The following is a 23,227-nucleotide window of genomic DNA, read 5'->3' as shown; positions in this document are numbered from 1 at the left end:
AATGAAGCATGTGCCTAGACCAACCGCATCGGTGCTCTATAATGGCCTTTATGCGTCGTGTCGTCGTCACCGGCCTTGGCCCGGTAGCCCCCAACGGCATTGGAGCCAAAGCCTTCCATGAAGCCCAGCTTTTGGGCAAGTCGGGCATCCGGCGAATCACCCAGTTCGATGCTTCGAACTATCCCGTCCAGATTGCTGGCGAGGTAGACGTCAACCCCGAGGAGTACATTGACAAGCGCGAACTGCGCCGCCTGGATCGTTTCACCCAGCTGGCCCTGATAGCCGGGCATCTGGCCTTACAGGACTCGGGGCTAGAACTAGAAAAAGAAGACCGCACCCGTATCGGCACCCTCATCGGAACGGGCATCGGGGGCATGATTACCTGGCAGGAACAGAGCAAGGTGCTCTTTGAGAAGGGCGGCACCCGCCTCTCCCCTTTCTTCATTCCCATGATGATTGCCAACATGGCCTCGGGCCAGCTGGCCATGAAATATGGCTTTATGGGGCCTTCCTCCACGGTGGTCACCGCCTGCGCCACGGGTTCGGATGCAATTGGCAACGCCTTTCGGGTTATTCAACTGGGTGAGGCCGATGTCATGCTCACCGGCGGCACCGAAGCGGTGGTGACCGAGATGGCCATCGGGAGCTTCGGGGTCATGCGGGCCCTCTCGACCCGCAACCACGAGCCCGAGAAAGCCAGCCGCCCCTTTACCCAAAGCCGCGATGGTTTTGTGCTATCCGAGGGGGCAGCGGTCGTGGTGTTGGAAGAGTACGAGCGGGCCAGAGCCCGGGGTGCCAAAATTTACGCCGAGCTGGTAGGCTTTGGCCGCAGCGCCGATGCCCATCACATCACCGAGCCGCATCCCGAAGGGGCCGGCGCAGCCCTAGCCATGCGGGCTGCTCTCAAGGACGCCCAGATTAGCCCCGAACAGGTGGGTTACATCAATGCCCACGGCACCTCCACGCCCGTGGGCGACAAGGCCGAGACCCTGGCCATCAAGAAGGTCTTTGGCGAGCACGCCTACAAGCTATCGGTCTCCTCTACCAAGAGCATGATTGGGCACCTGCTGGGGGCGGCGGGGGCCATCGAGGCCATTGCCAGCGTTCAGGCGCTGGTGAGCGGGATTCTACCCCCCACCATCAACCTGGACGACCCCGACCCCGAGCTTGACCTGGATTACGTGCCCAATACCCCCAAGGAAAAACAGGTGGAGTACGCCCTCTCGAACTCCTTTGCCTTTGGGGGCATGAACGCCACGTTGCTGTTCAAGCGGGTTTGAGGCCAAGATTCCAAGTCGGGTTGGTGCGTTTTGTCGCTGCTCAGGCTTTTGGGAGAGGTTAGAGCAGCAATAATACCGGATTCAAAAAGATAATCATCCAAATCAAAGACCCCTAGAGGCTATCTTTTTGAATCCTAGAGCACACCCCTCCCTATCGGTCGGCGAAAAAAGCGTCTCCCTTCCAAGGGGCGGTATCGCCCTCCGCTACGCGGATAACTTCGGCCCTGTTAGTTCGCCGCCATCCGGCGCCGAACTAACCGAATCTGGTATAACCTGTAGAATCGGGCATGCTGATTCAATCCCATTTTCCCGCGCTGGCCAGAGGCTTTAGCTTTTTGGATAACGCCGCAGGGGCCCAGGTTCCTAAGCAGTGCATAGAGGGTATTGCACAGTTTTTAGCTACCTCGAGCTGCAACGTAGGCATGCCCTACCCCGGCTCCCAGGCAGCAACCCGGGTGCGCGAACAGGCTCGAGAAGAAACCGCTACCTTTTTCAACTGCAAGCCCGCCGAAGTGGCCATTGGCCCAAGCGCCACGGCCCTTACTTTTATTCTCTCGAGGGCCTTTTCGCGGCTCTTTAGCGAGGGCGACGAGGTGGTGATTTCGCAGCTCGAGCACGAAGCCAACGCCTCGCCCTGGCGCAACCTGCAAGAAAAGGGGGTGCAGGTACGGGTCTGGAAGGCCCGCTGGGACGAAGGCGGCCGGCTAGAACCCGCCGACCTGCGAGCCCTGGTCTCGCCCAGAACGAGGCTGGTGGCCGTTACCTCGGCGGCCAACTCGCTGGGCACCACCCCAGACGTGGCCGCTGCCGCCGAGATTGCCCACTCGGTAGGGGCCTGGTGCATTACCGACCTGGTGCACTATAGCCCCCACCACCTACCCGATGTTCGGGCTATGGGGGTGGACATGGCCTTTTTCTCGGCCTACAAGGTGTTTGGCCCACACCTGGCCTTCCTCTATGTGCGCGAGGAGCTTATTGCCCAGTTGCCCACCGACAAGCTCTGGTTCATCCCCAACGATAGCCTGCTCAAGTTCGAGCCCGGCACCAACAACCACGAAGGGCTGGCCGGCTGGCTGGGTACGCTGGCCTACCTGCGGGATGAGCTGGGAGGCGGGAAGCCCGGGCGCGAAGGGCTAATCGAGGCATACAACCAGATTGAGGCCCTCGAGCAACCCCTGCTCGAGCAAGCCTTAAAGCGCCTGCAACAGATTCCGGGCCTGAAGCTTTATGGAATGTCCACCGTCAAGGGCCGGGTGGGAACGTTTTGTTTCAACCTGGAGGGGCAGCCCCCGCTTCGGGTGGCCGAACGCCTGGCCCAGGTGGGGGTAGGGGTCGCGGCGGGGCACTACTACGCCACCATGCCCATGCAGGCCCTGGGCCTGTGGCCCGACGGCGCTATTCGGGCCTCCATCGCGCACTACACCACCCAGGCCGACCTGGACAAGCTCATTGCAGGATTAAAGGGCAGCGACTAAACTGCCCGCAGCCTCCTCGTCAACGACCTGACATCGGTGGATATGGACTTACGGACACAGCGTCCAGACCGTGTCTTTATCCAGCATCAAGGAGCGGCTGAAGCGCAGGTGCCCCGGCTGGCCGGGCTGGGTGCCCTCGGCGCGCAGTTCGTAGCGGCCTTCGCGCAGGCCGGGGAAAAGCCTCGAGCCCCGCACGGTTCCGATAAACTCTCCATTGATATAAAAGAACACCGTTTGGTTGGGGCCGCTGCACTGGTTCTGGATGATGAGATCGAACCGTCGCACATTGCTTTGTTGCGCAGGAACACAGGCTGCAAGCAGCAGAATGAAGATTAGTAAGCAAATTCGCGACATCAAGACCTTGATACCTCGAGCCCGGGCAAATTACATGAGGGCTCAGCGGGCAAACTACCCGCAAAGCCGCCAGACTTCGTCTTTTTCCAGGCGGATGGTTTTGAAAAGCGAGGGGCTGTTGCCCAGCACCGGGGTAGCTTTGAAATCGGCGCTACCCGCCGGAAGTGAGAGGAAGGTACGGGGTTCACCCTGTACCTGGCCTAAAATCACGTTGTTGCGGTAGATAAAAACGGTGCGGTAGGTGCCCTGGCAACGGCTGTTATCAACCGTCAGATTGAAGCTGCTCGGACGCAGTGCTCCCGGAGCGCACGCCGACAATACCACCATCCATCCCAGCAAGAACCAGTAAAAGCGCATGTCCATCACCCCCGCAGTATTTCACAACAAGCTGTCGGTTTGTCGGCAAAGGACGCCAAGCGTAGACTGAGTACATGCTATTCGAGCGCGCCCACCTCGAGGCCCTCGAGGCCCAAACCCTGGCTCCCTACGCGGTCAAGTCGAGCGAGAGCCGCGGTCGAGAGCATCCCGAGCCCGAGTCGCGCTACCGCACCCCCTTCCAGAAAGACCGCGACCGGGTCAACCACACCACCGCTTTCCGGCGGCTCCAGTACAAAACCCAGGTCTTTGTGAACTTCGAGGGCGACTACTACCGTACCCGTCTCACCCACACCCTGGAGGTGGCCCAGGTGGCCCGCTCCATCGCCCGGGCGTTGGGGTTGAACCAGGAACTCGCCGAGACCATCGCCTTTGCCCACGACCTGGGGCACCCCCCCTTTGGCCACTCGGGCGAGGCTGTGCTGGACGGGCTGATGCAGGGACACGGCGGCTTCGACCACAACAAACAGTCCATGCGCATCGTGACCTACCTCGAGCAGCGCTATCCGGGCTTTCGGGGCCTCAACCTATGCTGGGAGACCCGCGAGGGCATTGTCAAGCACGAGACCCGCTACGACCTCCCCGACGCCGAAGGCTACGAGCCCCACCTGCGCCCCAGCCTCGAGGCCCAAATTGTAAACCTGGCCGACGAGATCGCCTACAACGCCCACGACCTCGACGACGGCCTGCGCTCAGGTCTGCTGGTTCCGGGACAGCTTTGGGAAGTTGAGCTGCTGCGCGACCTGCTGGGCGAACTGGGCCTGCATCCCGACCGCTTCGACGAGATGGGGCGCCGGGTCTTCATCCGCGAGCTATTGGGGCTCATCATCACCGACACCATCCACGCCACCCATGCGTTTTTGCAGCAGCACCAGATTGAAAGCCTCGAGGCCGTCCGCCGCCACCCAGCCCCCCTGGCCGTTTATTCGGAGGGCCTGACCCAGCAACTCAACCAACTACGAGAGTTCCTCTACGCCAACTTTTACCGCCACTATTACGTGGTGCGACAGGTGGGCAAGTCGCGCTTTGTGCTGGAAAAGCTCTTCGAGGCTTATACCCACGACCCCCACATCCTGCCCCCCCAGGTGCAAAAAGCCACCGAGACCGAGGGTATCCACCGTGCGGCCTGCGACTACATCGCCGGCATGACCGACCGCTTTGCCCTCGACGAGTACGCCCGCCTTTTCGAGCCGGAGTTTCACCGCTAAGCTGGATAGCCAAGATAGTCAAAAGCCATCTGACTCACGACCATAGCATTACCTAACGCCTTTGCGGCAGAAACTATACAAAGCGTCATATTTGCAGAGTAGACTAATAGGGTGAACCATCTCGAAAGCTCTTATCAAAGTCGTTTTGCGGCCCGCACCCAGCGCATCCAGGCCTCCACCATCCGGGAAATCCTGAAGCTGACTACCCAGCCGGGTTTCATCAGCTTTGCGGGGGGGCTGCCCGCTGCCGACCTGTTCCCCATCGAGCGCATCGCCGAGGCCACCCAGCGCATTATGCAAGCGCACAGCGCTCAGGCCTTGCAGTACAGCACCACCGAGGGCTACCTGCCCCTGCGGGAGTGGGTTGCGGGCCGGATGCCGGGCGCTACTCCGGAGCACGTGCAAATTGTTTCCGGCTCGCAGCAGGGCCTCGACCTCATCGGTAAGGTCTTCATTGACCCCGGCTCTAAGGTGCTGGTAGAGGCACCGACCTATCTGGGGGCCCTGAGCGCTTTCAACCCCTACGAGCCCGAATTCATCTCGGTCGGCATGGACGAGGAGGGGCTCCGGCTCGACGAACTCGAGGCCGCCCTCAAGGCCCACCACTTCAAGTTCATGTACGTGCTGCCCACCTTCCAGAACCCCTCAGGCCGCCTGATGGGCCTGGAGCGGCGCGAGGCCATTGTGGAGCTGGCGAGAAAGTACCAAACCCCCATCCTGGAAGACGACGCCTACGCTGAGCTCTACTTTAGCGGCAAACCCCTGCCCACCCTCTACGCCCTCGACCAGGAACTCGGCGGGGGCAATGTGGTCTACCTCTCCACCTCCTCCAAAACCCTGGCCCCAGGGCTGCGGGTGGCCTGGGTGGTGGGGCCCAAGCCGGTCATCCAGAAGATTGTGTATGCCAAGCAAGGGGCCGACCTGCACACCCCCACCCTCAACCAGATGCTGGTTTATGCGCTGGTAAGTGACGGCGAGTGGTTCCAAGCACAGATTGGGAAAATCCGGGCCACCTACCAGACCCGGCGCACCTGGATGCTCGAGGCCCTGCAAAAGTACATGCCCGAGGACATCGGCTGGATTGTGCCGGAAGGGGGCATGTTCTTCTGGCTCACTGCGCCTGCAGAGCTGGACAGCCTCGAGCTCCTCAAGCAAGCTGTAGAAGAGAAAATGGCCTTTGTGCCAGGCCAGCCTTTCTACGCCGATGGCAGCGGCAAGAATACCCTCAGACTCTCGTACTCGAGCGCTTCTCACGAGCAAATCGCAGAAGGCATCAAGCGCCTGGGCCGGGCGGTACACAAAATGCTGGGGCGGGAGCCGGTGGTATAGCCTGGGGTTTTTGAGCATCATTTGAGCATCAATTGTTGGGAAGGTAAAGATTTGCCGCCCGATTTGTGCATGTAATACACTGGTGTAAAGTTTGCTGCTCAGGCAGCAGGAGTGCAGCCTCCGGTAGCTGCAAGGGTGGAGACGGGCAACAGTCTCCGCTCTTTGTTGTGTCAGGGTAAACTGTTCAGCGTCTGCGTGGTTGAGGAACTCGTGTATGATAATCGCGGTTATATCAGCTTTTTTGGGTGCCCTTTTGGCGCCGCTCCTGTACCGCAGGTTAGGTAGCCTTGCAGGCTGGGTGCTGGCTCTGTTGCCCCTGGGCCTGACGGTGTACTTTGCCAGCCTGCTTCCCGCCGTGGAAGCAGGCCATACCGTGCGACATAGCGCAGCCTGGGTGCCCACGCTATCGGTCAACTTTTCCTTTTACCTCGATGGGCTTTCCCTGCTCTTTGCCCTGCTCATCACCGGCATCGGCACCTTCATCGTGATTTATTCCGGCGGCTACCTGAAAGGCCACCCGGATTTGGGCAAGTTCTATCTGACCATTCTGCTCTTCATGGCCTCCATGCTGGGGCTGGTGCTGGCCGATAACATCGTGACCTTGTTCGTGATGTGGGAGCTGACCAGCCTTACCTCCTACCTGCTGATCGGCTTTAACCACAGCGAGTTTCGCTCGCGCCGAGCCGCCACCCAGGCTCTGTTTGTCACGGCGGGGGGTGGGCTGGCTTTGCTGGCCGGGCTCATTTTGCTGGCGGGCATGGGTGGCTCCTGGGAAATTTCCGAGCTGCTGGGCAAAGGCGAGGTACTGCGGGCGCAGCCTCTGTACCTTCCCGCCCTGGTGCTGGTGCTTTTGGGGGCCTTCACCAAATCGGCCCAGTTCCCCTTTCACTTCTGGCTGCCCAATGCCATGGAGGCCCCCACGCCGGTCTCGGCCTACCTGCACTCGGCCACCATGGTCAAGGCCGGGGTATACCTGCTGGCCCGGCTCCAGCCGGCCCTAGGCGGCAGCGAGGTCTGGAGCGCAGCCCTCATGACCTTTGGACTGGCCACCCTGCTCACCGGGGCCACGCTCACCTTCCGCCACACCGACCTCAAGCGCCTGCTGGCCTACTCCACCGTAGCCGCGCTGGGGGCGCTGGTCTTTGCCATCGGGATGGTACCCCTCACCGACTATTACGCAGCCATGGGCTTCGCCACCTTCCTGCTGGCCCACTCGCTCTACAAGGGGGGGCTTTTCATGGCGGCGGGGGCGGTGGACCACGAGGCCGGCACCCGCGACATTACCCAGCTTTCAGGCCTCTTCCGGGCGATGCCCATCACGGGGGTGGCGGTGGTGCTGGCTGCGCTCTCGCTGGCGGGGCTGCCGCCGGTGCTGGGCTTTATCGGCAAGGAGGTGCTCTACCTGGCCTCGTTGCAGGCGGCGCCGGTCTGGATGATTGGGCTGGCGGTGCTGGGCTTTGCGGTGGGGGCCATGCTGGCCCTGATCCTGGTGGTGCCTTTCTTTAGGGGTAAACCGCCCGAAGAGGTGCACGATGGGCCTCCTAGCCTCTGGCTGGGACCGCTGGTGCTGGCGGGGCTGGGCCTCCTGATCGGCCTGCTTCCGGGGCTCTACAACCCCCTAGCCGAGGCCGTGGCCAGCGCAGTGAAAGGCAAGGCCGTAGTGTACCATCTGAAGCTCTGGCCAGGGTTCAACCTGGCCCTGCTTCTGAGCCTGCTGACGGTTGTGGTGGGGGTGGGGCTATACTACCTGTACCCCCGGCTACAAGCCTGGATGGCCCAGGACCCCGTCCCCGGCCCCGAGAACGGCTATGTGGCCCTGTTGCGGGGGCTCTTGCGGCTGGCAGCCTTTGTGGAACGGCTTTTGCAAAGCGGTTCGCTGCGGGCCTACCTGGTCTGGGTTTTTGCGGGCCTTACGGGGCTGGTGGGGCTGGCGTTTTTGCGGGGCGGGGCGGTTTTCTGGCCGGGAGGAGCCTCGAGCCCCCCTCCAGCCCAGGTACTCTTGCTGGCCTTGATGCTATTGGGGGCTGTGCTAGCGCTGCGGTTGCGCTCGCACCTGGCCATGGTGGTGGGGGTGGGCATCGTGGGGGCTGGGGTGGCCCTCGTGTTCTTGCTGCAAAACGCCCCCGACCTCTCGATAACCCAGTTTTTGGTGGAAACCCTGACCGCCATCCTGATTGCCCTGGTGCTTTTGCAAATCCGCAACATTGGTCCAGTGCCCAGCGGTCGCTGGCTGGACAAGGCGGTGGCCCTGGGCTTTGGGGGCGTGGTGACCCTCCTGATGCTGGGTATGCTGGCCCAGCCCATGAGCCCGCACCTGAGCGAGTTTTTTGCCCAAAAGAGCCTGCCCGAGGGCTTCGGGCGCAACATTGTGAACGTGATTCTGGTGGACTTCCGCGGTCTGGACACCTTTGGCGAGATTACCGTGGTGGGGCTGGCCGGGCTGGGAGTCTGGGCCCTCTTGAAGCGCCTGCGTCGGGAGGAAAGGCCGTGAATACCCTGATTTTGAAAACGACCTCGAGGTTCCTCTTCACCCTCTTGCTCCTTCTTTCGGTGTTCTTGCTGCTGCGCGGCCACAACGAGCCGGGCGGGGGCTTTATTGGAGCCCTGGTGGCGGTGGGGGCCTATGCGCTGTTTGCCCTGGCCCACGGCCTCAGCGCCGCCCGCAAACTGCTGCCCCTGCCTCCCCTGCGGCTGGTGGGGTGGGGTTTGCTGGTGGCCCTGGTGAGCGCGCTGGTGGCCTTCTTCCTGGATAAACCGCTCATGACCGGTGTCTGGTTCAGCCTGTTGGGGGTGAAGATTGGCACCCCAGTAATCTTCGACATTGGCGTCTACCTGACCGTATTTGGGGCGCTCCTGTCGGCCATTTTTGGCCTGGAGGAGTCTGCTCACACACAGGAGGGCTCCTGATGGAAATCCTGCTGGCTTTTCTGGTGGGGGGTCTGTCGGCAGTGGGGGTCTACCTGATGCTAAGGCCTCACCTGATCCAGTTCTTAATTGGTTTTCTGGTGCTGGGCAACGCCGCCAACCTGCTCATTTTTACCTCGGGCCGCCTGGGCAGCCAGTTTCCGCCCCTGGTACAGCCCGGTGGTACGGTGCTGACACCCATCGCCAACCCTTTGCCCCAGGCCCTGATCCTGACCGCTATTGTGATTGGTTTCGCCCTGGCGGCTTTTGGTATCGTGCTCTTTTTCCGGGCCCAGCAGGTGCTCCATACCCTGAACGCCGAGGCCATGCCCGAGAGCCTCGAGGCCGCCCCCGCCCCCTCGCCGGTAGACGAGGTCAGGGAGGAGCGCCGATGAGCTGGCTGCTGGTTCTTCCCCTCCTGATTCCCCTCACCACCGGCATCCTGTGCCTGGTGCTGGCCAGCCGCCCCGCCCAGCGGGTGCTGGGGCTGGTGGGCGCTCTAAGCCTGCTGGGCTCGGCTTTAGCATTGCTCATTCAGGTCAATGCGCGCGGCATCCAGGCCGTACAGGTGGGCAACTGGCCCGCCCCCTTTGGCATTACCTTCGTGGCCGACCACCTCTCGGCCCTGATGGTGCTCATCACCGGGGTGGTGGCGGTGGCGGTGGCCTTGTATGCCCTGGCCACGGGGGATGAGCTACGCGAACACCTGGGCTACTACCCCCTGAGCCAGCTCTTGCTCTTCGGGGTCAATGGGGCCTTCCTCACCGGCGACCTGTTTAACCTCTACGTCTGGTTCGAGGTGCTCCTCCTCGCTTCGTTTGTGCTGATGATTCTGGGCGGAAGCAAGGCCCAGCTCACGGGGGGGGTCAAGTACTTCGCGGTCTCGCTCTTCTCCTCGATTCTGTTTCTGGTGGCGGTAGGGCTCCTGTACGGCGCGACCGGAGCCTTGAACATGGCCGATCTGGCCACCCGGGTGGGGTCGGTTGCGCCGGGTTTGCTTACCGCGCTGGCCATGCTCTTCCTGGGGGCTTTTGGTCTCAAGGCGGCGGTGTTTCCCTTCTTTTTCTGGCTCCCCGCCTCCTACCCGGCCCCGCCGGTGATGATCTCGGCCCTGTTTGCGGGCCTCCTGACCAAGGTGGGGGTCTATGCGCTTATTCGGGTCTTCACCCTGCTCTTCACCCAGGATGTTGGGTTTACCCATGGCCTGATTCTCTGGATAGCGGGTTTAACGCTGCTTTTAGGTGTGCTGATGGCGCTGGCTCAGGGGGAGCTCCGACGGCTGCTTTCGTTCCAGCTCGTGAGCCACATTGGCTACATGCTGATGGGCCTGGGCATCCTGAGCCCGTTGGCCCTGACCGGCTCGGTGTTTTATGCCCTTAATCACATGATTGTGATTGCTGCTTTGTTCTTGCTGGCGGGGCTTTTGCATCGCTTGCAGGGCACCACGGTGCTGGTGCGGATGGGCGGGCTCTATCGGAGCCACCCCTGGCTGGCGGTACTCTTCTTGCTGCCGGCTTTCTCGCTGGCCGGGCTGCCGCCGTTCTCGGGCTTCTGGGCCAAGTTCACCCTGGTAGCAGCAGGCTTACAGGCCGGGCAGTACGCCATCGTGACGGTGGCCCTGCTGGTGGGCCTCTTGACCCTGCTCTCGATGGGCCTGGTCTTTGCCGAGGTTTTTTGGAAAGACGCGCCGCAAGCGTTGGGCCAGGCCCCTGGGGGCTGGGGTGGTCTGGTGGTGCCTGTTGTTTTGCTGGCCGTCTTGACGCTGGGTATCGGGCTGTGGGCCGAACCGCTCCTGGGTCTTTCGCAAGCCGCCGCGCGGGAGCTTCTGGAGCCTGGCCGCTATATCGAGGCCGTACTGGGGGTGAGCCGATGAGGGCCTTTGTGTACAACGTAGTGCTGACGGTGTTCTGGATGCTGGTGACGGAGAGCTTCACCCTCTCCAACTTCCTGGTGGGCTTTGCCATCTGCTTTTTGATTTTGCTGCTGGCCCGCCCCCTCTTTGATGCCCCCTCGAGGCGCTACTTCACCCTGGCCTGGAAGCTCCCCCGCTTTGTGGCCCTGATGCTCTGGGAGATTGTGCTCTCCAGCGTGCGGGTGGCCCAGGCGGTGCTCTCACCCCGGATGCCCATCAAGCCCGGCTTCATTGCCTACCCCCTCACCGTCAAGAGCGACCTGGAAATTACCCTCCTGGCCAACCTGATTACCCTCACGCCCGGCACCCTGAGCCTGGACGTCTCCTCCGACCGCAAGGTGCTGTATGTGCACGGGATGTTTGTGGATGACCCCCAGGCGGTCATCCAGTCCACCCACGATAGCCTGGAAAAAGCCGTTCTGGAGGTGACAAGATGAGCTTTCTGGAGGCAATGCTGCTGGCTCTCATGCTGACGTTGCCTTTTGCTGTTTATCGCCTGGTCAAGGGCCCCACCCTGCCCGACCGGGTGGTGGGCCTCGACCTGATTACCTCGGTTTCGGTGGCCATGGCTGCGCTCTATGCCCTGGTCAGCGGCCAGACCGCCTTCCTGGACGTGGCCATCGCGCTGGCCCTGTTCGCTTTTCTGGCCACGCTGGGTCTGGCCCGCTACATCGAGTACCGGGGCCACAAGGGGGACTGAGCATGGTGGATGTGCTGGTTTATGCGCTGGTTTCCGTGGGGATATTCTTCCTCTTCATCGCGGCCATCGGGGTGGTGCGGATGCCCGACCTCTACAACCGCATGCACGCCACCTCCAAAGCCGGCACCCTGGGGGTGGGCCTGATTCTGGTGGCGGTGGCGGTGTTCTATCAGGAGCTCTCGGTAGCGGCCCGGGCGCTATCGGCTTTGGCGTTCATCATCCTGACCGCACCGGTGGCCGCCCACGCCCTGGGCCGGGCGGCTTATCTCTCGGGGGTCAAGCCCTGCCGGGACACCTACATCGACGAACTGGCTGGGCACTACCAGAAAAACCACAAGCTCGAGTCGATAGAGAAACCCGCCCCTAAAAGCCCCCCCGAATCAAACGCCTAGGCGCTCGAGTTCGTAGGGCAGCATCTTCTGCCACCAGGGCCAGTCGTGATCCACATCGTGGCCCCAGTAGTCGAAGGTGGCGTATACGCCCTTTTCGTGCAGCAAGTTTTGCATCTCGCGCGTATCGCGGATGCACTCCTCCTCCCAGCGCCCCTGCCCCACGGCGAACACAATCTTGTTGCGCCGGTAAGCATTAAGCTTGTCCTCGTCGGTCAGGTTGCGTAAGTACCACAGGGGTGAGTTGAAGTAGGCATCCATGCCCCCTTCGTCGCCCACAAAGCCCCCCACCTGGTAAAGCCCCGAGAGTGCAATCAGACCATCGAACACTTGGGGATATTTGAAGAAGAAGTTGGCCGCATGAAAGGCCCCCATGCTGCATCCCGTGACCCACATGGTGGGCAGGCCGGTGTTCTTCTGCACAAACGGAACCACCTCCTGCATGATGTAGGCGTCGTAGTCGTTGTGGCGGCGGGCCCGTTCCCAGGGGGGGATGCTCTTGTTGGTCCAGCTCTGAAAGTCTATGCCGTCCACACAAAAAAACTTGACCCGCCCCGCCTCAATCATGGGCGCGAGGGCCTGGGCCATCCCGGCGTGGCCTTCCCAGTCGTACCAGCGCCCGTTCTGGGCCGGGAACACAATAACCGGCTGACCATAATGGCCGTAGAGCTTTAGCTCCATGTCCTGCCCCAGGGCAGGGCTGTACCACTTGTGATATTCGGTGTACATATTCACCTCGTCGAGAGTCTAGCGCCCAGCGTCAAGAGCCATTTGGATTTAGGCACTTGACCCTTGTCCCTCGACTCTAGGCTCTTTCCTGGATGGCCTGGGCTGCTTGGAGCAGGGTAGACAGGTCGGGGTGGCGCAGGATGTAGCCATAGTTGCCAATGGCCCCCGCAAAAATGCCGCTGATGCGTTCGTGGTGAGCTACCAGGGGGCCAAACTCGGCCATCACCTGCTCGTGTGAACGCTTGTAGTGGATATGGTCTTTGCGGCCCACATAGGTGCAGAAATAGGGGTGTTTGGCCTGCTGGCTCACGCTGCCGTGGGTGAGCACGTTCACCCATTCCCGGAAGATGTCTATGTCGTTGGCGTAGTTGAACATATCGATCGAGAGGCCCCCGGGCGGGCGCATGTTCACTTCCAGGGCCACCAGGGAGCCGTCCTCCAGGCGGAAGAACTCGAAGTGGAAGAAGCGTTCGCGCACGTTGAAGGTCTTAACCACCTTTCGCCCTGCCTCGCGCAGGTCTTCGGGGATTTCCCGCACCATGTAGTAGTAGATGTCGGTATCCTCGTTGACCACGTCCATCACGCCTTTGGAGTACTCGAGCGAGCTGTCGAATACCACATTGCCCTTGATATCGGTTAGACCATCGTAGGTGACGATCATGCCGGGAATGAACTCCTCCATAATGTAGTCCACCGGAGGCTTGGTGGCGATGTAGTCCATTAACTCGGCATCGCTGTTAATTTTGTAGGTTTTGGCTGCACCCACCCCAATATCGGGCTTGGCCACCACCGGGTAGCCCACCTCCTCCACAAAGTCCTGGGCCTCCACCGCCGTGCGGCAGACCTTGCCCCGCGCAACCCGCAGCCCAGCCTGCTGAAAGTACTGTTTCATGACCGACTTGCGCTTGACCCGGTCCATGTCGGCAGGGCGGAGACCAAAAATGTTGAAGTCTTCACGCAGCATGGCCTCGGTCTCGAGCCAGTACTCACTCATGGAGTCGAGCCGGTCGAGCTTGCCGTACTTGTGGGTGAAGTAGCCCAGCGCCCGCACCAGCTCGTCGTAGTTGTGCAGGTCGGAGACCTTGTAGTACTCGGTCAGGGCGTATTTGAGTTCGGGCCGCAGTGAGTCGTATTCCGCATCGGCCAGGCCCAGCACGTTGTGCCCAGCCTCGCGCAAGCGCACGCAAAATGGCCAGAAGTTAGGGGGAAAATGGGGGGAGAGAAAAACTACATTCATGCCATGCCTCCTGGGCTTTGGGTTGACCACAGTATTCCCAACCGGAGGCTACAAATCAAGCTGAGAAGATAGTTTATGACCGATAGCCAGTCGGACGAAGGCGGGTTGCATGTCCGGCAGGTGCGTTTGGGGAGCATTTAGCAGAATGGCCCTGCTGCACTGGCCTCCACCGTTTCGGTCTTCAAGTCTTCCGGCCAGACCCCACCCAACAGCCCCCAGGCCCACACCATGTCGGCAGGAACGGGGGCCACAAAGTGCAGATACCTGCCGCTGCGCGGGTGCTGCAGGCGTAGTTCGTAGGCGTGCAAGGCCTGGCGCGCAATCAGGTCGGAGGGCTTTCCATACACATCATCGCCCAAAATGGGGGCGTGCAGATGCTTCAGGTGAACGCGAATCTGGTGGGTGCGCCCGGTGTGCAGGATGGCCGAGACCAGGGCGTGTTCTTGCACCGAGGCAAGCACTTCAAAGTCGGTCTGCGCGTGCCGGGCGGCCACGCCGCCCACATGCATGCGGGTACGATCAACCGGATGGCGGCCTATGGGGGCCGCTAAGGTACCTGCCGGCGGAATCCCCACTGTAAGCGCCAGATAACGCTTGTAAACGCTGCGCCCCGCGAAGGCTTCGGACAGCCGGCGGTGGGCCGCCTCGTGGCGGGCGACCACAATCACCCCGCTGGTATCTTTGTCGAGCCGGTGCACAATGCCAGGGCGCACAAGTTCGGGCCTGGGGGCCGCCAGGCGAACCTCGTCGGTCTCCTCGCTCTCGCCTAGCGAGACATCCAGCCCAAACCGCCCCAGGATGGCATTGACCAGCGTACCCGAGTACACCCCGGGGGCCGGATGGGTAATCATGCCGGCCGGTTTGTTAATCACGATCAGGTCAGAGTCTTCGTACAAAATCTGGAGCGGGATATCCTCGGCGGCCACCGTTGCCGCTACAGGTGGGGGCGGCTCTACCTCCACCGTCTCACCCCGAAGCTTGTAGGAGGGTTTGGTAATCACCTTACCCCCCACCAGGACAAGCCCGGCCTCGATCCACGCCTGGGCCCTGGCCCTGGAGGTGTTGGCCTCGAAGGCCAAAGCCTGATCCAGGCGTACCCCATGGGCGGAGAAACGTATCATCAGGGCCATTGTACGTTACCCCAAAATGACCTAACCGAGCTAGATGGGGGTGCTAAGGTGAATTCATAGAATGACGAAGCACCTGTACTCCACGTTTTTGCGCCGCTCGGTGTGGGCCTACTTTTTTGGCACGCTGGCGGTTTTAGTTAATGCCTTGATTGTGCACGGGCTATATTTTGGCTGGGCTGCCTGGGTCTGGGGGTATGCCTTGTGTCTAGGTCTGCTGGTAGCGCCCTTGGTGGCACTTTTGGATTTGTGGTGGGCTCGCTGGCAACTGCGCCCCACCCAAAGGGTTTTTTAGAAGAGGTCGAGGAGCCCGAAGCCCTCCGGCAAGCCTACCGTAACCTTATACACTGGCCGCTGCTCTCGCTAGCGCGGGTAATGGGGCCCCACCTGCTTGCAACCATGGCGGGCTTTCTATGGGCGATTGACCTGGCCCACCGGTTGGGGGGATTCCCCACAGGCCTACAGGGCATGCTGTATTTGCTGCCGTGGTATCCGCTTAACGCAGCCTTACACGCCATCATCGAGTACCTGGTGGGGGCCAGCCAGTCCCAGCGCTTGTTGGCTTACCTGCGCGAGCGCTTTGGGGATGCGGTGGTGGTGGACACGCACCTGCGGATTCCTTTTGTCTTCAAAGTGCTGGGGGTCTTGCTGGCCTTGGGCTTGCTCCCGCTCATGCAGGTGGCCGTGCTGGTTTACTTCCGGCTCGAGTCCACCCACCTGCCAGGGCTGGTGATCTGGGGGCTGTGCTCCGGCCTGATCTTGCTGGTGGCTGGGGGGATTCTCTTGACCCGGGAGGTGGCCCGACCCTTACAAGCAGTGCTGGAAGGCATGCAGGCCATACGGTGCGGAGAAGGACAAGTGCGGGTGAGCGCGGTGGCTTGGGACGAGCTGGCCGACCTGACCCAGGGATTTAACCAGCTAGCCCAGGCCCTCGAGGCCGAGCGCCGACAGAACCTCGAGCTGTACCGCGATACCGTACAGACCCTGGCTGCCGCCATCGATGCTCGAGACCCCTATACCCGCGGCCACTCGCAGCGGGTGGGGGCCTACGCCCAGCTCATCGCCCAAAAGCTGGGTTGGGATTCACAAAAAGCCTACCGGCTTTACATTACCGGACTGCTGCACGACATCGGTAAAATTGGAGTCCCCGAGTCTATCCTGCAAAAAGCGGATAAGCTCGACGACCAGGAGCGCAAGCTGGTGGAAAGCCACCCGCTCATCGGTTACGAGATTGCCCGTCAATCCAGGGCGCTTGCAGCCCACCTGCCGGGTATCCGCAACCACCACGAGCGGCTGGATGGGCGCGGCTATCCGGATGGGCTTAGCGGAGGGGCCATCCCGCTCGAGGCCCGCATTCTGGCAGTGGCCGACGTCTGGGATGCCCTCACCAGTCACCGCCCTTACCGTGGGGCGCTCAAGCCCTTGGAAGTTTACCAGCGTCTTCTATGCGAGCCCCTCGATCAAGAAGCCGTGCAAGCCCTGGGAGCGCTTTGGCGGGAGGGTACGCTGGACGCGCTGCTCGAGGATGCCCAGCAAGAGGTTTCCCCCAAGCTGGAAAATTATTTGGAGCCTTTGGGCAGCACTTATATGCCAAAAACAGAATGAAACCCCGCTGCTTGCTATGATGAAGGACGTGGAGTCCGACCTAACCTTACGCCCTAAAAGCCTCGAGGAATACGTGGGGCAGGCCAAGCTCAAGAAAAAAGCTGCGGGTCTACCTCGAGGCCGCCAAAAACCGGGGGGAGGCCCTCGACCACCTGCTCCTCTTTGGGCCACCCGGCCTGGGCAAGACCACCCTGGCCCATGTGGTGGCCTACGAGCTGGGGGTGAACATCCGCGTCACCAGCGGCCCCGCCATCGAGAAACCCGGCGATCTGGCGGCCATCCTGACCAACAGCCTGGAAGAAGGCGACATTCTCTTTATCGACGAGATTCACCGCCTCTCCAAGGCCGCCGAGGAGCACCTGTACCCGGCTCTGGAAGACTTTAAGATTGACATCGTGATTGGCAGCGGCCCCGCCGCCCGCACCCTGCGACTGGACCTCCCCCGCTTCACCCTGATTGGGGCCACCACCCGCCCGGGGCTCATCTCCGGGCCCCTGCGCAGCCGCTTTGGGATTATCGAGCACCTGGAGTTTTACACCGAGACCGAGCTGGCCCAGGGTGTGCAACGCGACGCTAAGCTCTTGGGACTGGCAATTGAACCCGAGGCAGCCCTGGAGATTGGCCACCGCAGCCGGGGCACCATGCGCATCGCCAAAAGGCTTTTCAGGCGGGTGCGCGACTTTGCCGAGGTGGCCGGTGAGCAGGTGGTGGGCCTCGAGCGCACCCGGCAGGCCCTGGACGCTCTGGGCATGGACGCCCTGGGCCTCGATGCCCGCGACCGCCTCATTATGCAGACCGTGATCGAGCGCTTTGCCGGGGGGCCGGTGGGCCTCGAGACCCTGGCCACCGCCCTCTCCGAAGACCCCGAGACCCTGGAGGAAGTCCACGAACCCTTCCTCATCCAGTTAGGCCTCCTGAAGCGAACCCCCCGGGGCCGCCAGGCCACCGAGCGGGCCTATGCGCACTTTGGCTATCCCCTGCCCGAGCAAAGCCGCCTGTTGGAGTAGGGTTCAGGGGCCGGGAACCGAGCCCGGACGGGGCATACACAAAGCCGGCTGGGGACAGGAAACCGGTTACCCCCAAAACTCTCCAGGCGATATCCAACAGCCCATTTTTCCTCTTTGAACCCCGATCCCTGTCCCCTCTACCCTGCCCCCGCCCCCAGGAAGTGCCATACTGAGGTTGGGTTGCCCCGGGCAGCCGCCGAGGATACTTTGCCGTGATTCGGGCCAAGCTGGACGAGATTGAACTGGGAGACCTGCTGCGCACCCTCGAGGCAGGCCGCAAAAATGCGGTCATTGGCATTACTTGCCCCAAGTTGAAGGGCCGTATTCACATCCGCGAGGGCAAGATTGCCTACATCCAGACCCACCCCGGCCCCCACCTGGGCGAATACCTGGTGCGCTTCGACTATCTAACCCTGGAACAGGTGCAAGAACTGGTCAAATACCAGCAGCAGGAGAACCCCGGCACCCCTTTGGGGCTTTTGGCCCTGCAACAAAAAGTGGTCACCCAGGACGAGCTCAACGATGTACTACACGCACAAATCCTCGAGGCCCTGGCCACCATTCTGGCCCAGCAGGAAGGCGAGCTGATAGCCGAGACCCCACCCGTGGACGCCTCGCAGGTGCTGCTGCCCGGCGTCACCGACACCAGCACCATCTTGATGGAAGCCCTGCGCCGCCTGGACGAGTGGATGCGGGGCAGGGTGGAGCCCGAAACCGTGCTGCAACTTGCCGGCGACCCCACCCGTTACGCCCTTTCGCCCGACGCCTGGACGGTGCTCGAGGCCATTGATGGCCTCAAGCGGGCCCGCTCGGTGGCGCTGGAGTGCGACCTGCCCGAGGAGCAGGTCTACCATCTGCTCTACGAACTCAAAAGCCGGGGGATTCTGATGGAAGCCGACGTGCGCCCCCACGACCCGCTGCTGATGGTTTTGAGCGACTCCAACCTGATCCGCCGGCTCCTGCTGGTAACCCTCGAGCGCCACCGCTACCGGGTCATGTTGCCCCCCGACCTCGAAAGCGCCAAACGCATTCTGGAGCACCACCGGCTCCACGGGGTGCTGCTCGAGGGCGCCGACCTACCCGACAAGGTACGCCAACTGCGGGCCTTACCGGGGGGGCGCTTTTTGCCCATCTGGCTGATTGCCGAGCAGCCCCCCCGGGGGTTTTGGGTCAGGAACGCTCGAGTCACCCACATCCCCAAGCCCTTTGGCGAAGAAGATTTGCTTTCGGCCCTCTCCGTGGTCAAGCGTCCAATCTAATCTGTCGCCCTTTTGATACATCATTGCTGGATAGCCCCAGAGGAACGCAATCCAGAGCGGATCCGCAAAGCTGGCTCACCGATAAGGTGTGTTCAGGGCCGATTCCCCAGTTTGATACGATCCAAAGGCCACTTCACTTATCAGGATGCCGAATGTCCTGGGGGGTTAAGCGGTAGAATTTACGTGTGGAACGGGAAGAATCCGCACTAAACCACTCGGGATTCGACTTGCATTTCTTTTGTTTTGATGACATACTCTTATTGATAATGATTACTAGTTGCAATAAAACCTCACGATACCAAAGGAACCCCTTATGAGCGCTATCGCGAGCTTCTACCTCCCGACCGCAAAATCCCTGGCTATTGTTCTGGCACCATGAAGTCAAGCGGGGCTTTCTGCTCTCTGGCCTGACCCTGCTGGGGGTGGTGGGGGGCTTTGTGGCAGGGGCCTACGAACAGGTCTGGCTGCAAAATAGCCTCTGGACGTTGGCTTTTCTGGCCGGGGGGGTTCCCTCGGCCATCAAAGCAATGCGTAGCCTGTTCCAGGAGCGCAAGCTGGATGTAGACCTGCTGATGGTGGTGGCCGCATTGGGGGCCGCCTCGGTGGGACAGGCCGGCGACGGGGCCATCCTGCTTTTTTTGTTCAGCCTCTCCAACACCCTGCAAAGCTGGGCCATGAACCGCACCCGGCGGGCCATCGAGGCCCTCATGACCCTGCACCCCGAAGGGGCCAATGTGCTGCTGCCGGATGGAAGTGAGCAGTGGAAGCCGCTGGAAGCCTTGCGCCCCGGCGACCTGCTGGTGGTGCGCCCTGGCGAGCGCTTCGCTGCCGACGGCACTGTGTTGGAAGGCTACAGCGATGTGGACGAAAGCGCCCTCACCGGCGAGAGTGTACCGGTGGACAAAAAGCCTGGCGACCCCGTCAAGAGCGGCACCCTTAATGGGCACGGGGTGGTGCGGGTACGGGTGGAGCGGCCTGCCAGCGAAAGCACCCTGGCCAAGCTCATCAAACTGGTGGAAAGCGCCCAGGCCAGCAAGAGCCGCACCGAGCGGTTTGCCGAGCGCTTCGAGGGGCCCTACACCATTGCGGTGCTGCTTTCGGCCCCGGTGGTATTTGCCGTAGCCCACTTTGTGTTTGGCCTCGAGGCCGCCCAGGCCTGGTACCGGGCCATGACCTTTTTGGTGGTGGCCAGCCCCTGCGCGGTGGTGATCGCTACCCCGGCAGCGGTGCTTTCGGCCATGGCAGCAGGGGCCAGGGCCGGGGCCCTGTTCAAGAGCGGAGCCGCGCTGGAATCGCTGGCCCGGGCCAATATCTTTGTGTTCGACAAGACCGGCACCCTCACCGAGGGGCGCATGAAGCTGGTGGAGGTGAGGTGCCCTACAAGGCTCCGAAGCCGAGGCCAGAGCCCTGGCCGCGGGCATCGAGCGCTACAGCGAACACCCCATTGCCCAGGCCATTGTCCAGGGCTGGGAGGGCCCCACCCCCGAGGTAAGTGAAATTCGGGCCGTGCGGGGCCACGGGGTGCTGGGTGTTCTGGCCGACGGTTCACAGGTCTGGGTGGGCAACCGGCGCTTGCTGGAAAGCCTGGGCATTGCGCTTTCGCCCAGCGTTGAAGCCCAGATGCAAGCCCTGGAGGATCGGGGGCTGACCACCGCCGTACTGGGCACCAACCACCACCCCCTCGCCCTGCTGGGCGTGGCCGATACCCCCCGCCCCGAAGCCGCCCAGGCCATCGCCCGGCTCAGGCAGCAAGGGGCGCGGGTGGTCATGCTCACCGGCGACCGCAAAGCTGTGGCCCACCACATCGCAGCCCAGGTCGGCATTAGCGAGGTCTATGCCGAACTGCTGCCGGAAGATAAACTGGCGCGCATCCAGCAACTAGAGCAGGAGGGCACGGTGGTGATGGTGGGCGATGGTCTCAACGATGCCCCGGCCCTGAACGCCGCAGCGGTGGGGGTCTCGATGGCCGCTGGTTCCGACGTCTCGCTCGAGAGCGCCGACCTGGTGCTCATGAAAAACGACCTGAACCGCCTGGTAGGGGCCCAACAGCTGGCCCGCGCCACCGCCCGCACCGTCTATTTCAACCTGAGCTTTGCCCTGGGGGTGATTGTGGTGGTGGGCGCTTTTGCCCTGGCCGGAAAAGTACCCCTCCCGATGGGCGTTGTGGCCCACGAAGGCGGCACGGTTTTTGTGGTGCTGGTGGGGCTGCGCCTGCTGAGCCCACCGGGTTCGCTAGGGCTTCCGCCAGCGCTCAGGCCTTGCCCAATACCCTCCCCCACCCTCCCGGTGCAGAAGAAAGTGGGCTTGGAACCTTTTACGGCAACAGTGAAAATGTGTCGTAGCCTTGGCAAGGCTATGGTAAATACGAAAACCCGTGGCGTTTAACCACGGGTTTCACTTCTCTGGTGGAGCTGAGGGGATTCGAACCCCTGACCTTCTGAATGCCATTCAGACGCGCTCCCAACTGCGCCACAGCCCCGCAAACAGCAAGGGAAAGTATAGGGGGCAAGGCCCATCTCGTCAAGCCTCATCAGCAGGACGCTCGTAGGGCACATCCAAACCCTCGTACACCTCGTCCAGACACAGGCTCATCTCCGGGCAGGGAATAGGAAGGCTACCCTCCCTCACCACGTCCAGGTACAGCCAGTTCTGGCCCTCGCGGTAGTAGGCCTCGACCCGCCGTGAGAGGGAATCCACCAGCACATACGCCCGCAAGCTGGGAATCTGGCGGTATTTGGCGAGCTTCTCCCGCCGGTCGGTAGCTTCGGTAGAGGGCGAGAGCACCTCCACCAATAGGCAGGGCCGCTCCTTGTAGTATTCGGCCTTGTCCGTCTCGCACACCACCATTACATCGGGGTAGTAGCTGGTAAAGGCATCTACCCGCAGCTTCATGTCGCTGCTGAACACCCTACACCCGCTACCTCGAGCTTTGTTCCACAACAGGCCTGAAACATTCGTAACCAACAGATTGTGGTTGCTGCTAGCCCCCGCCATGGCATAGAGCACCCCATCCACCAGCTCGTGTCGCGCCTGGGCCTTTTCCTCCAGGGCCAGGTACGCCTCAAAGCTAATGCGTTGCAAATCTCTCAGTGAACCCACCACTTCAGTCTAGCAAACTGTTCTTCCACTGGGGGCTCGTACACTGGGGGCTCGTAGGGCACATCCAAACCTTCGTATACCTCGTCCAGACACAGCTCATCTCCGGGCAGGGAATGGGAACACTATCCTCCCTCACCACGTCCGGGTACAACCACGATCCCTTCAGGATTGCTTCGTCGGTCGTATGGCCTCCTACGCAATAAGGACAGTTTTGGGGTGTTTTATTGTCTAGAACAAAAAAACACGAGTATCGGGCGGGGTTGCCGTGCACGTAACGCTTTGGGGGTTGGGTTGGGTCAAATTCCACACGCTTAACAAAACCGGGGGCTATACTGCTACTTGGAGTTCGGGAATCGGCCCGCTCCCTCGAGGCCCCAAGTCATCTGCACTACGCCATACCGCACCCATACCCATATCCCGGTGCGGAACCTTAGGAGAAGTACCATGAAGAAGTCCGGTTTTACCCTGATTGAGCTGCTGATCGTCATCGCCATCATTGGCATCCTGGCCGCCGTGCTGATCCCTAACCTGCTCCGTGCCCGTGCCGTTGCCAACGACCGCGCTGCACAAGCCTTTGCCCAGAACGTTTACAAGACTGCCCAAGCCTATTTGGCTGAGAACGTAAACGTAACCACCGTGCCCACCACTTGCTCGGGAACCGCCGGTTACACTGCTGGCAGCTACAGCGTGCCCGCTCCTGGTTCCTTCATCACGGGTTGCACGGTTCCCGCTAGCGGTGCAACTGTCACTGTCACCTACACTGGCGGCACTCAAACCTCCGTGACCGTGGGTAACTAGCTGGAAGCCTAGACAATGCCCTGCCCTCTGGCAGGGCATTTTTCCCAAAAAGATCATGAGGTCTCAAAGAGGCTTTACCCTCATCGAGTTGCTGATCGTCATCGCCATCATTGGTATCCTGGCGGCTGTACTAATACCTAATCTCATTAATGCCCGCAAAGTAGCAATTGATCGAGCTGCCCTAGCCTATGCTTCGAATGTGTACAGATCCGCTCAGGCATACATTGGCGAAAACCCGTCGGCACTCATACCTAGCGGCACTTGTACTGCTGGTGCTAACTTTGGTGGCTATGTTGTACCTGCGCCCACCAGTGCTCTAGTCGTAACAAGTTGCACTTATACAAACCAAGCGACCCAGGTTTCAGTGATTTACTCAGGAGGCGTTCAGCCTGGGGTCACAATCGGCTTCTAGATCCGCTTCCGACCACTACAATCAGGGA

The 23,227-nt window shown here is 61.5% G+C and carries 24 protein-coding genes, 1 tRNA gene and 1 pseudogene; 19 read left to right on the top strand and 7 right to left on the bottom strand.

Annotated elements, in window-relative coordinates:
- The first annotated feature begins 50 nt into the window (after window positions 1-50).
- Both fabF and Q0X23_RS10265 read left to right on the top strand, forming a co-directional pair.
- Window positions 51-1,280 carry a beta-ketoacyl-ACP synthase II gene (gene fabF / locus Q0X23_RS10270; protein ID WP_297860201.1) on the top strand — a complete coding sequence of 410 codons (1,230 nt, stop codon included), beginning with the start codon at window positions 51-53 and terminating at the stop codon, window positions 1,278-1,280.
- 287 nt (window positions 1,281-1,567) lie between these two features.
- Entirely contained in the window at window positions 1,568-2,755 is a 1,188-nt protein-coding gene (locus tag Q0X23_RS10265; protein WP_297860200.1) for a cysteine desulfurase-like protein, read from the top strand.
- A gap of 48 nt (window positions 2,756-2,803) precedes the next feature.
- Here the strand turns inward: Q0X23_RS10265 and Q0X23_RS10260 are convergent, their stop codons facing one another.
- Window positions 2,804-3,040, bottom strand: coding sequence for a hypothetical protein (locus Q0X23_RS10260; protein WP_297860199.1), 237 nt, complete (start codon window positions 3,038-3,040; stop codon window positions 2,804-2,806).
- Between the two features lie 123 nt (window positions 3,041-3,163).
- The gene (locus Q0X23_RS10255) at window positions 3,164-3,466 is read right to left on the bottom strand and encodes a hypothetical protein (protein WP_297860198.1); all 303 of its coding nucleotides are present in this window, start codon (window positions 3,464-3,466) and stop codon (window positions 3,164-3,166) included.
- 74 nt (window positions 3,467-3,540) lie between these two features.
- Here Q0X23_RS10255 and Q0X23_RS10250 point away from each other — a divergent pair, with 74 nt between their 5' ends.
- The 9 genes from Q0X23_RS10250 (at window position 3,541) to mnhG (ending at window position 11,929) form a co-directional block, all read left to right on the top strand.
- The gene (locus Q0X23_RS10250; RefSeq protein ID WP_297860197.1) at window positions 3,541-4,692 is read left to right on the top strand and encodes a deoxyguanosinetriphosphate triphosphohydrolase; all 1,152 of its coding nucleotides are present in this window, start codon (window positions 3,541-3,543) and stop codon (window positions 4,690-4,692) included.
- Between the two features lie 111 nt (window positions 4,693-4,803).
- Window positions 4,804-6,021: a PLP-dependent aminotransferase family protein gene (locus Q0X23_RS10245; RefSeq protein ID WP_297860196.1), complete on the top strand. Its 1,218-nt coding sequence runs from the start codon at window positions 4,804-4,806 to the stop codon at window positions 6,019-6,021.
- 214 nt (window positions 6,022-6,235) lie between these two features.
- A complete protein-coding gene (mbhE, locus tag Q0X23_RS10240) occupies window positions 6,236-8,512 on the top strand; it encodes a hydrogen gas-evolving membrane-bound hydrogenase subunit E (RefSeq protein ID WP_297860195.1) in 2,277 nt (758 codons plus the stop codon).
- Window positions 8,509-8,928 (top strand): Na+/H+ antiporter subunit B, encoded by a 420-nt coding sequence (locus Q0X23_RS10235; protein WP_297860194.1) that lies wholly within the window; start codon window positions 8,509-8,511, stop codon window positions 8,926-8,928. The genes mbhE and Q0X23_RS10235 overlap by 4 nt, the downstream gene beginning before the upstream one ends.
- Window positions 8,928-9,320, top strand: a complete 393-nt coding sequence (locus Q0X23_RS10230) for an NADH-quinone oxidoreductase subunit K (RefSeq protein ID WP_119341631.1) — start codon at window positions 8,928-8,930, stop codon at window positions 9,318-9,320. The genes Q0X23_RS10235 and Q0X23_RS10230 overlap by 1 nt, the downstream gene beginning before the upstream one ends.
- Window positions 9,317-10,798 (top strand): Na+/H+ antiporter subunit D, encoded by a 1,482-nt coding sequence (locus tag Q0X23_RS10225; RefSeq protein ID WP_297860193.1) that lies wholly within the window; start codon window positions 9,317-9,319, stop codon window positions 10,796-10,798. The genes Q0X23_RS10230 and Q0X23_RS10225 overlap by 4 nt, the downstream gene beginning before the upstream one ends.
- Window positions 10,795-11,274, top strand: coding sequence for a Na+/H+ antiporter subunit E (locus Q0X23_RS10220; RefSeq protein WP_119341633.1), 480 nt, complete (start codon window positions 10,795-10,797; stop codon window positions 11,272-11,274). The genes Q0X23_RS10225 and Q0X23_RS10220 overlap by 4 nt, the downstream gene beginning before the upstream one ends.
- Window positions 11,271-11,537 (top strand): monovalent cation/H+ antiporter complex subunit F, encoded by a 267-nt coding sequence (locus Q0X23_RS10215; protein WP_119341634.1) that lies wholly within the window; start codon window positions 11,271-11,273, stop codon window positions 11,535-11,537. Before Q0X23_RS10220 ends, Q0X23_RS10215 begins: the two co-directional genes overlap by 4 nt.
- Before the next feature lie 2 nt (window positions 11,538-11,539).
- Window positions 11,540-11,929: a monovalent cation/H(+) antiporter subunit G gene (gene mnhG, locus Q0X23_RS10210; protein WP_119341635.1), complete on the top strand. Its 390-nt coding sequence runs from the start codon at window positions 11,540-11,542 to the stop codon at window positions 11,927-11,929.
- Here the strand turns inward: mnhG and Q0X23_RS10205 are convergent.
- The 3 genes from Q0X23_RS10205 to Q0X23_RS10195 all read right to left on the bottom strand — a co-directional run bounded on the left by Q0X23_RS10205 (window position 11,918) and on the right by Q0X23_RS10195 (window position 15,013).
- Window positions 11,918-12,655: an esterase family protein gene (locus Q0X23_RS10205; protein ID WP_297860192.1), complete on the bottom strand. Its 738-nt coding sequence runs from the start codon at window positions 12,653-12,655 to the stop codon at window positions 11,918-11,920. The genes mnhG and Q0X23_RS10205 overlap by 12 nt on opposite strands.
- A 76-nt stretch (window positions 12,656-12,731) precedes the next feature.
- Window positions 12,732-13,892, bottom strand: coding sequence for an acetyl-CoA carboxylase biotin carboxylase subunit family protein (locus Q0X23_RS10200; protein ID WP_119341637.1), 1,161 nt, complete (start codon window positions 13,890-13,892; stop codon window positions 12,732-12,734).
- Between the two features lie 137 nt (window positions 13,893-14,029).
- Window positions 14,030-15,013 carry an RluA family pseudouridine synthase gene (locus Q0X23_RS10195; RefSeq protein WP_297860191.1) on the bottom strand — a complete coding sequence of 328 codons (984 nt, stop codon included), beginning with the start codon at window positions 15,011-15,013 and terminating at the stop codon, window positions 14,030-14,032.
- Window positions 15,014-15,083: 70 nt separating this feature from the next.
- On the opposite strand from Q0X23_RS10195, the gene Q0X23_RS10190 reads away from it, so the two are divergent.
- The 6 genes and pseudogenes from Q0X23_RS10190 to Q0X23_RS10165 all read left to right on the top strand — a co-directional run bounded on the left by Q0X23_RS10190 (window position 15,084) and on the right by Q0X23_RS10165 (window position 21,275).
- Entirely contained in the window at window positions 15,084-15,314 is a 231-nt protein-coding gene (locus Q0X23_RS10190) for a hypothetical protein (RefSeq protein WP_297860190.1), read from the top strand.
- Window positions 15,269-16,624: an HD-GYP domain-containing protein gene (locus tag Q0X23_RS10185; RefSeq protein ID WP_297860189.1), complete on the top strand. Its 1,356-nt coding sequence runs from the start codon at window positions 15,269-15,271 to the stop codon at window positions 16,622-16,624. The genes Q0X23_RS10190 and Q0X23_RS10185 overlap by 46 nt, the downstream gene beginning before the upstream one ends.
- A 16-nt stretch (window positions 16,625-16,640) precedes the next feature.
- Window positions 16,641-17,631 (top strand): annotated as a pseudogene (gene ruvB, locus Q0X23_RS10180) (Holliday junction branch migration DNA helicase RuvB).
- A 212-nt stretch (window positions 17,632-17,843) separates the two neighbouring features.
- Entirely contained in the window at window positions 17,844-18,890 is a 1,047-nt protein-coding gene (locus Q0X23_RS10175; RefSeq protein ID WP_297860188.1) for a DUF4388 domain-containing protein, read from the top strand.
- A gap of 362 nt (window positions 18,891-19,252) precedes the next feature.
- Complete coding sequence (locus tag Q0X23_RS10170; RefSeq protein WP_297860187.1) at window positions 19,253-20,386, top strand: HAD-IC family P-type ATPase; 1,134 nt, start codon at window positions 19,253-19,255, stop codon at window positions 20,384-20,386.
- Window positions 20,298-21,275: an HAD-IC family P-type ATPase gene (locus Q0X23_RS10165; protein WP_308446098.1), complete on the top strand. Its 978-nt coding sequence runs from the start codon at window positions 20,298-20,300 to the stop codon at window positions 21,273-21,275. The genes Q0X23_RS10170 and Q0X23_RS10165 overlap by 89 nt, the downstream gene beginning before the upstream one ends.
- An 18-nt stretch (window positions 21,276-21,293) precedes the next feature.
- On the opposite strand, the gene Q0X23_RS10160 is transcribed toward Q0X23_RS10165, so the two are convergent.
- Window positions 21,294-21,369 (bottom strand) — tRNA-Ala (locus Q0X23_RS10160).
- Between the two features lie 41 nt (window positions 21,370-21,410).
- Window positions 21,411-21,989 (bottom strand): Uma2 family endonuclease, encoded by a 579-nt coding sequence (locus Q0X23_RS10155; RefSeq protein WP_297860186.1) that lies wholly within the window; start codon window positions 21,987-21,989, stop codon window positions 21,411-21,413.
- 444 nt (window positions 21,990-22,433) lie between these two features.
- On the opposite strand from Q0X23_RS10155, the gene Q0X23_RS10150 reads away from it, so the two are divergent.
- Complete coding sequence (locus Q0X23_RS10150) at window positions 22,434-22,787, top strand: type II secretion system protein (protein WP_297860185.1); 354 nt, start codon at window positions 22,434-22,436, stop codon at window positions 22,785-22,787.
- 55 nt (window positions 22,788-22,842) lie between these two features.
- Window positions 22,843-23,199: a type II secretion system protein gene (locus Q0X23_RS10145; RefSeq protein WP_297860184.1), complete on the top strand. Its 357-nt coding sequence runs from the start codon at window positions 22,843-22,845 to the stop codon at window positions 23,197-23,199.
- The last annotated feature ends 28 nt before the right edge of the window (window positions 23,200-23,227 follow it).

Source organism: Meiothermus sp., from assembly GCF_026004115.1.
GTDB lineage: Bacteria > Deinococcota > Deinococci > Deinococcales > Thermaceae > Meiothermus.
This window is presented reverse-complemented; position numbering and strand designations above follow the sequence as displayed.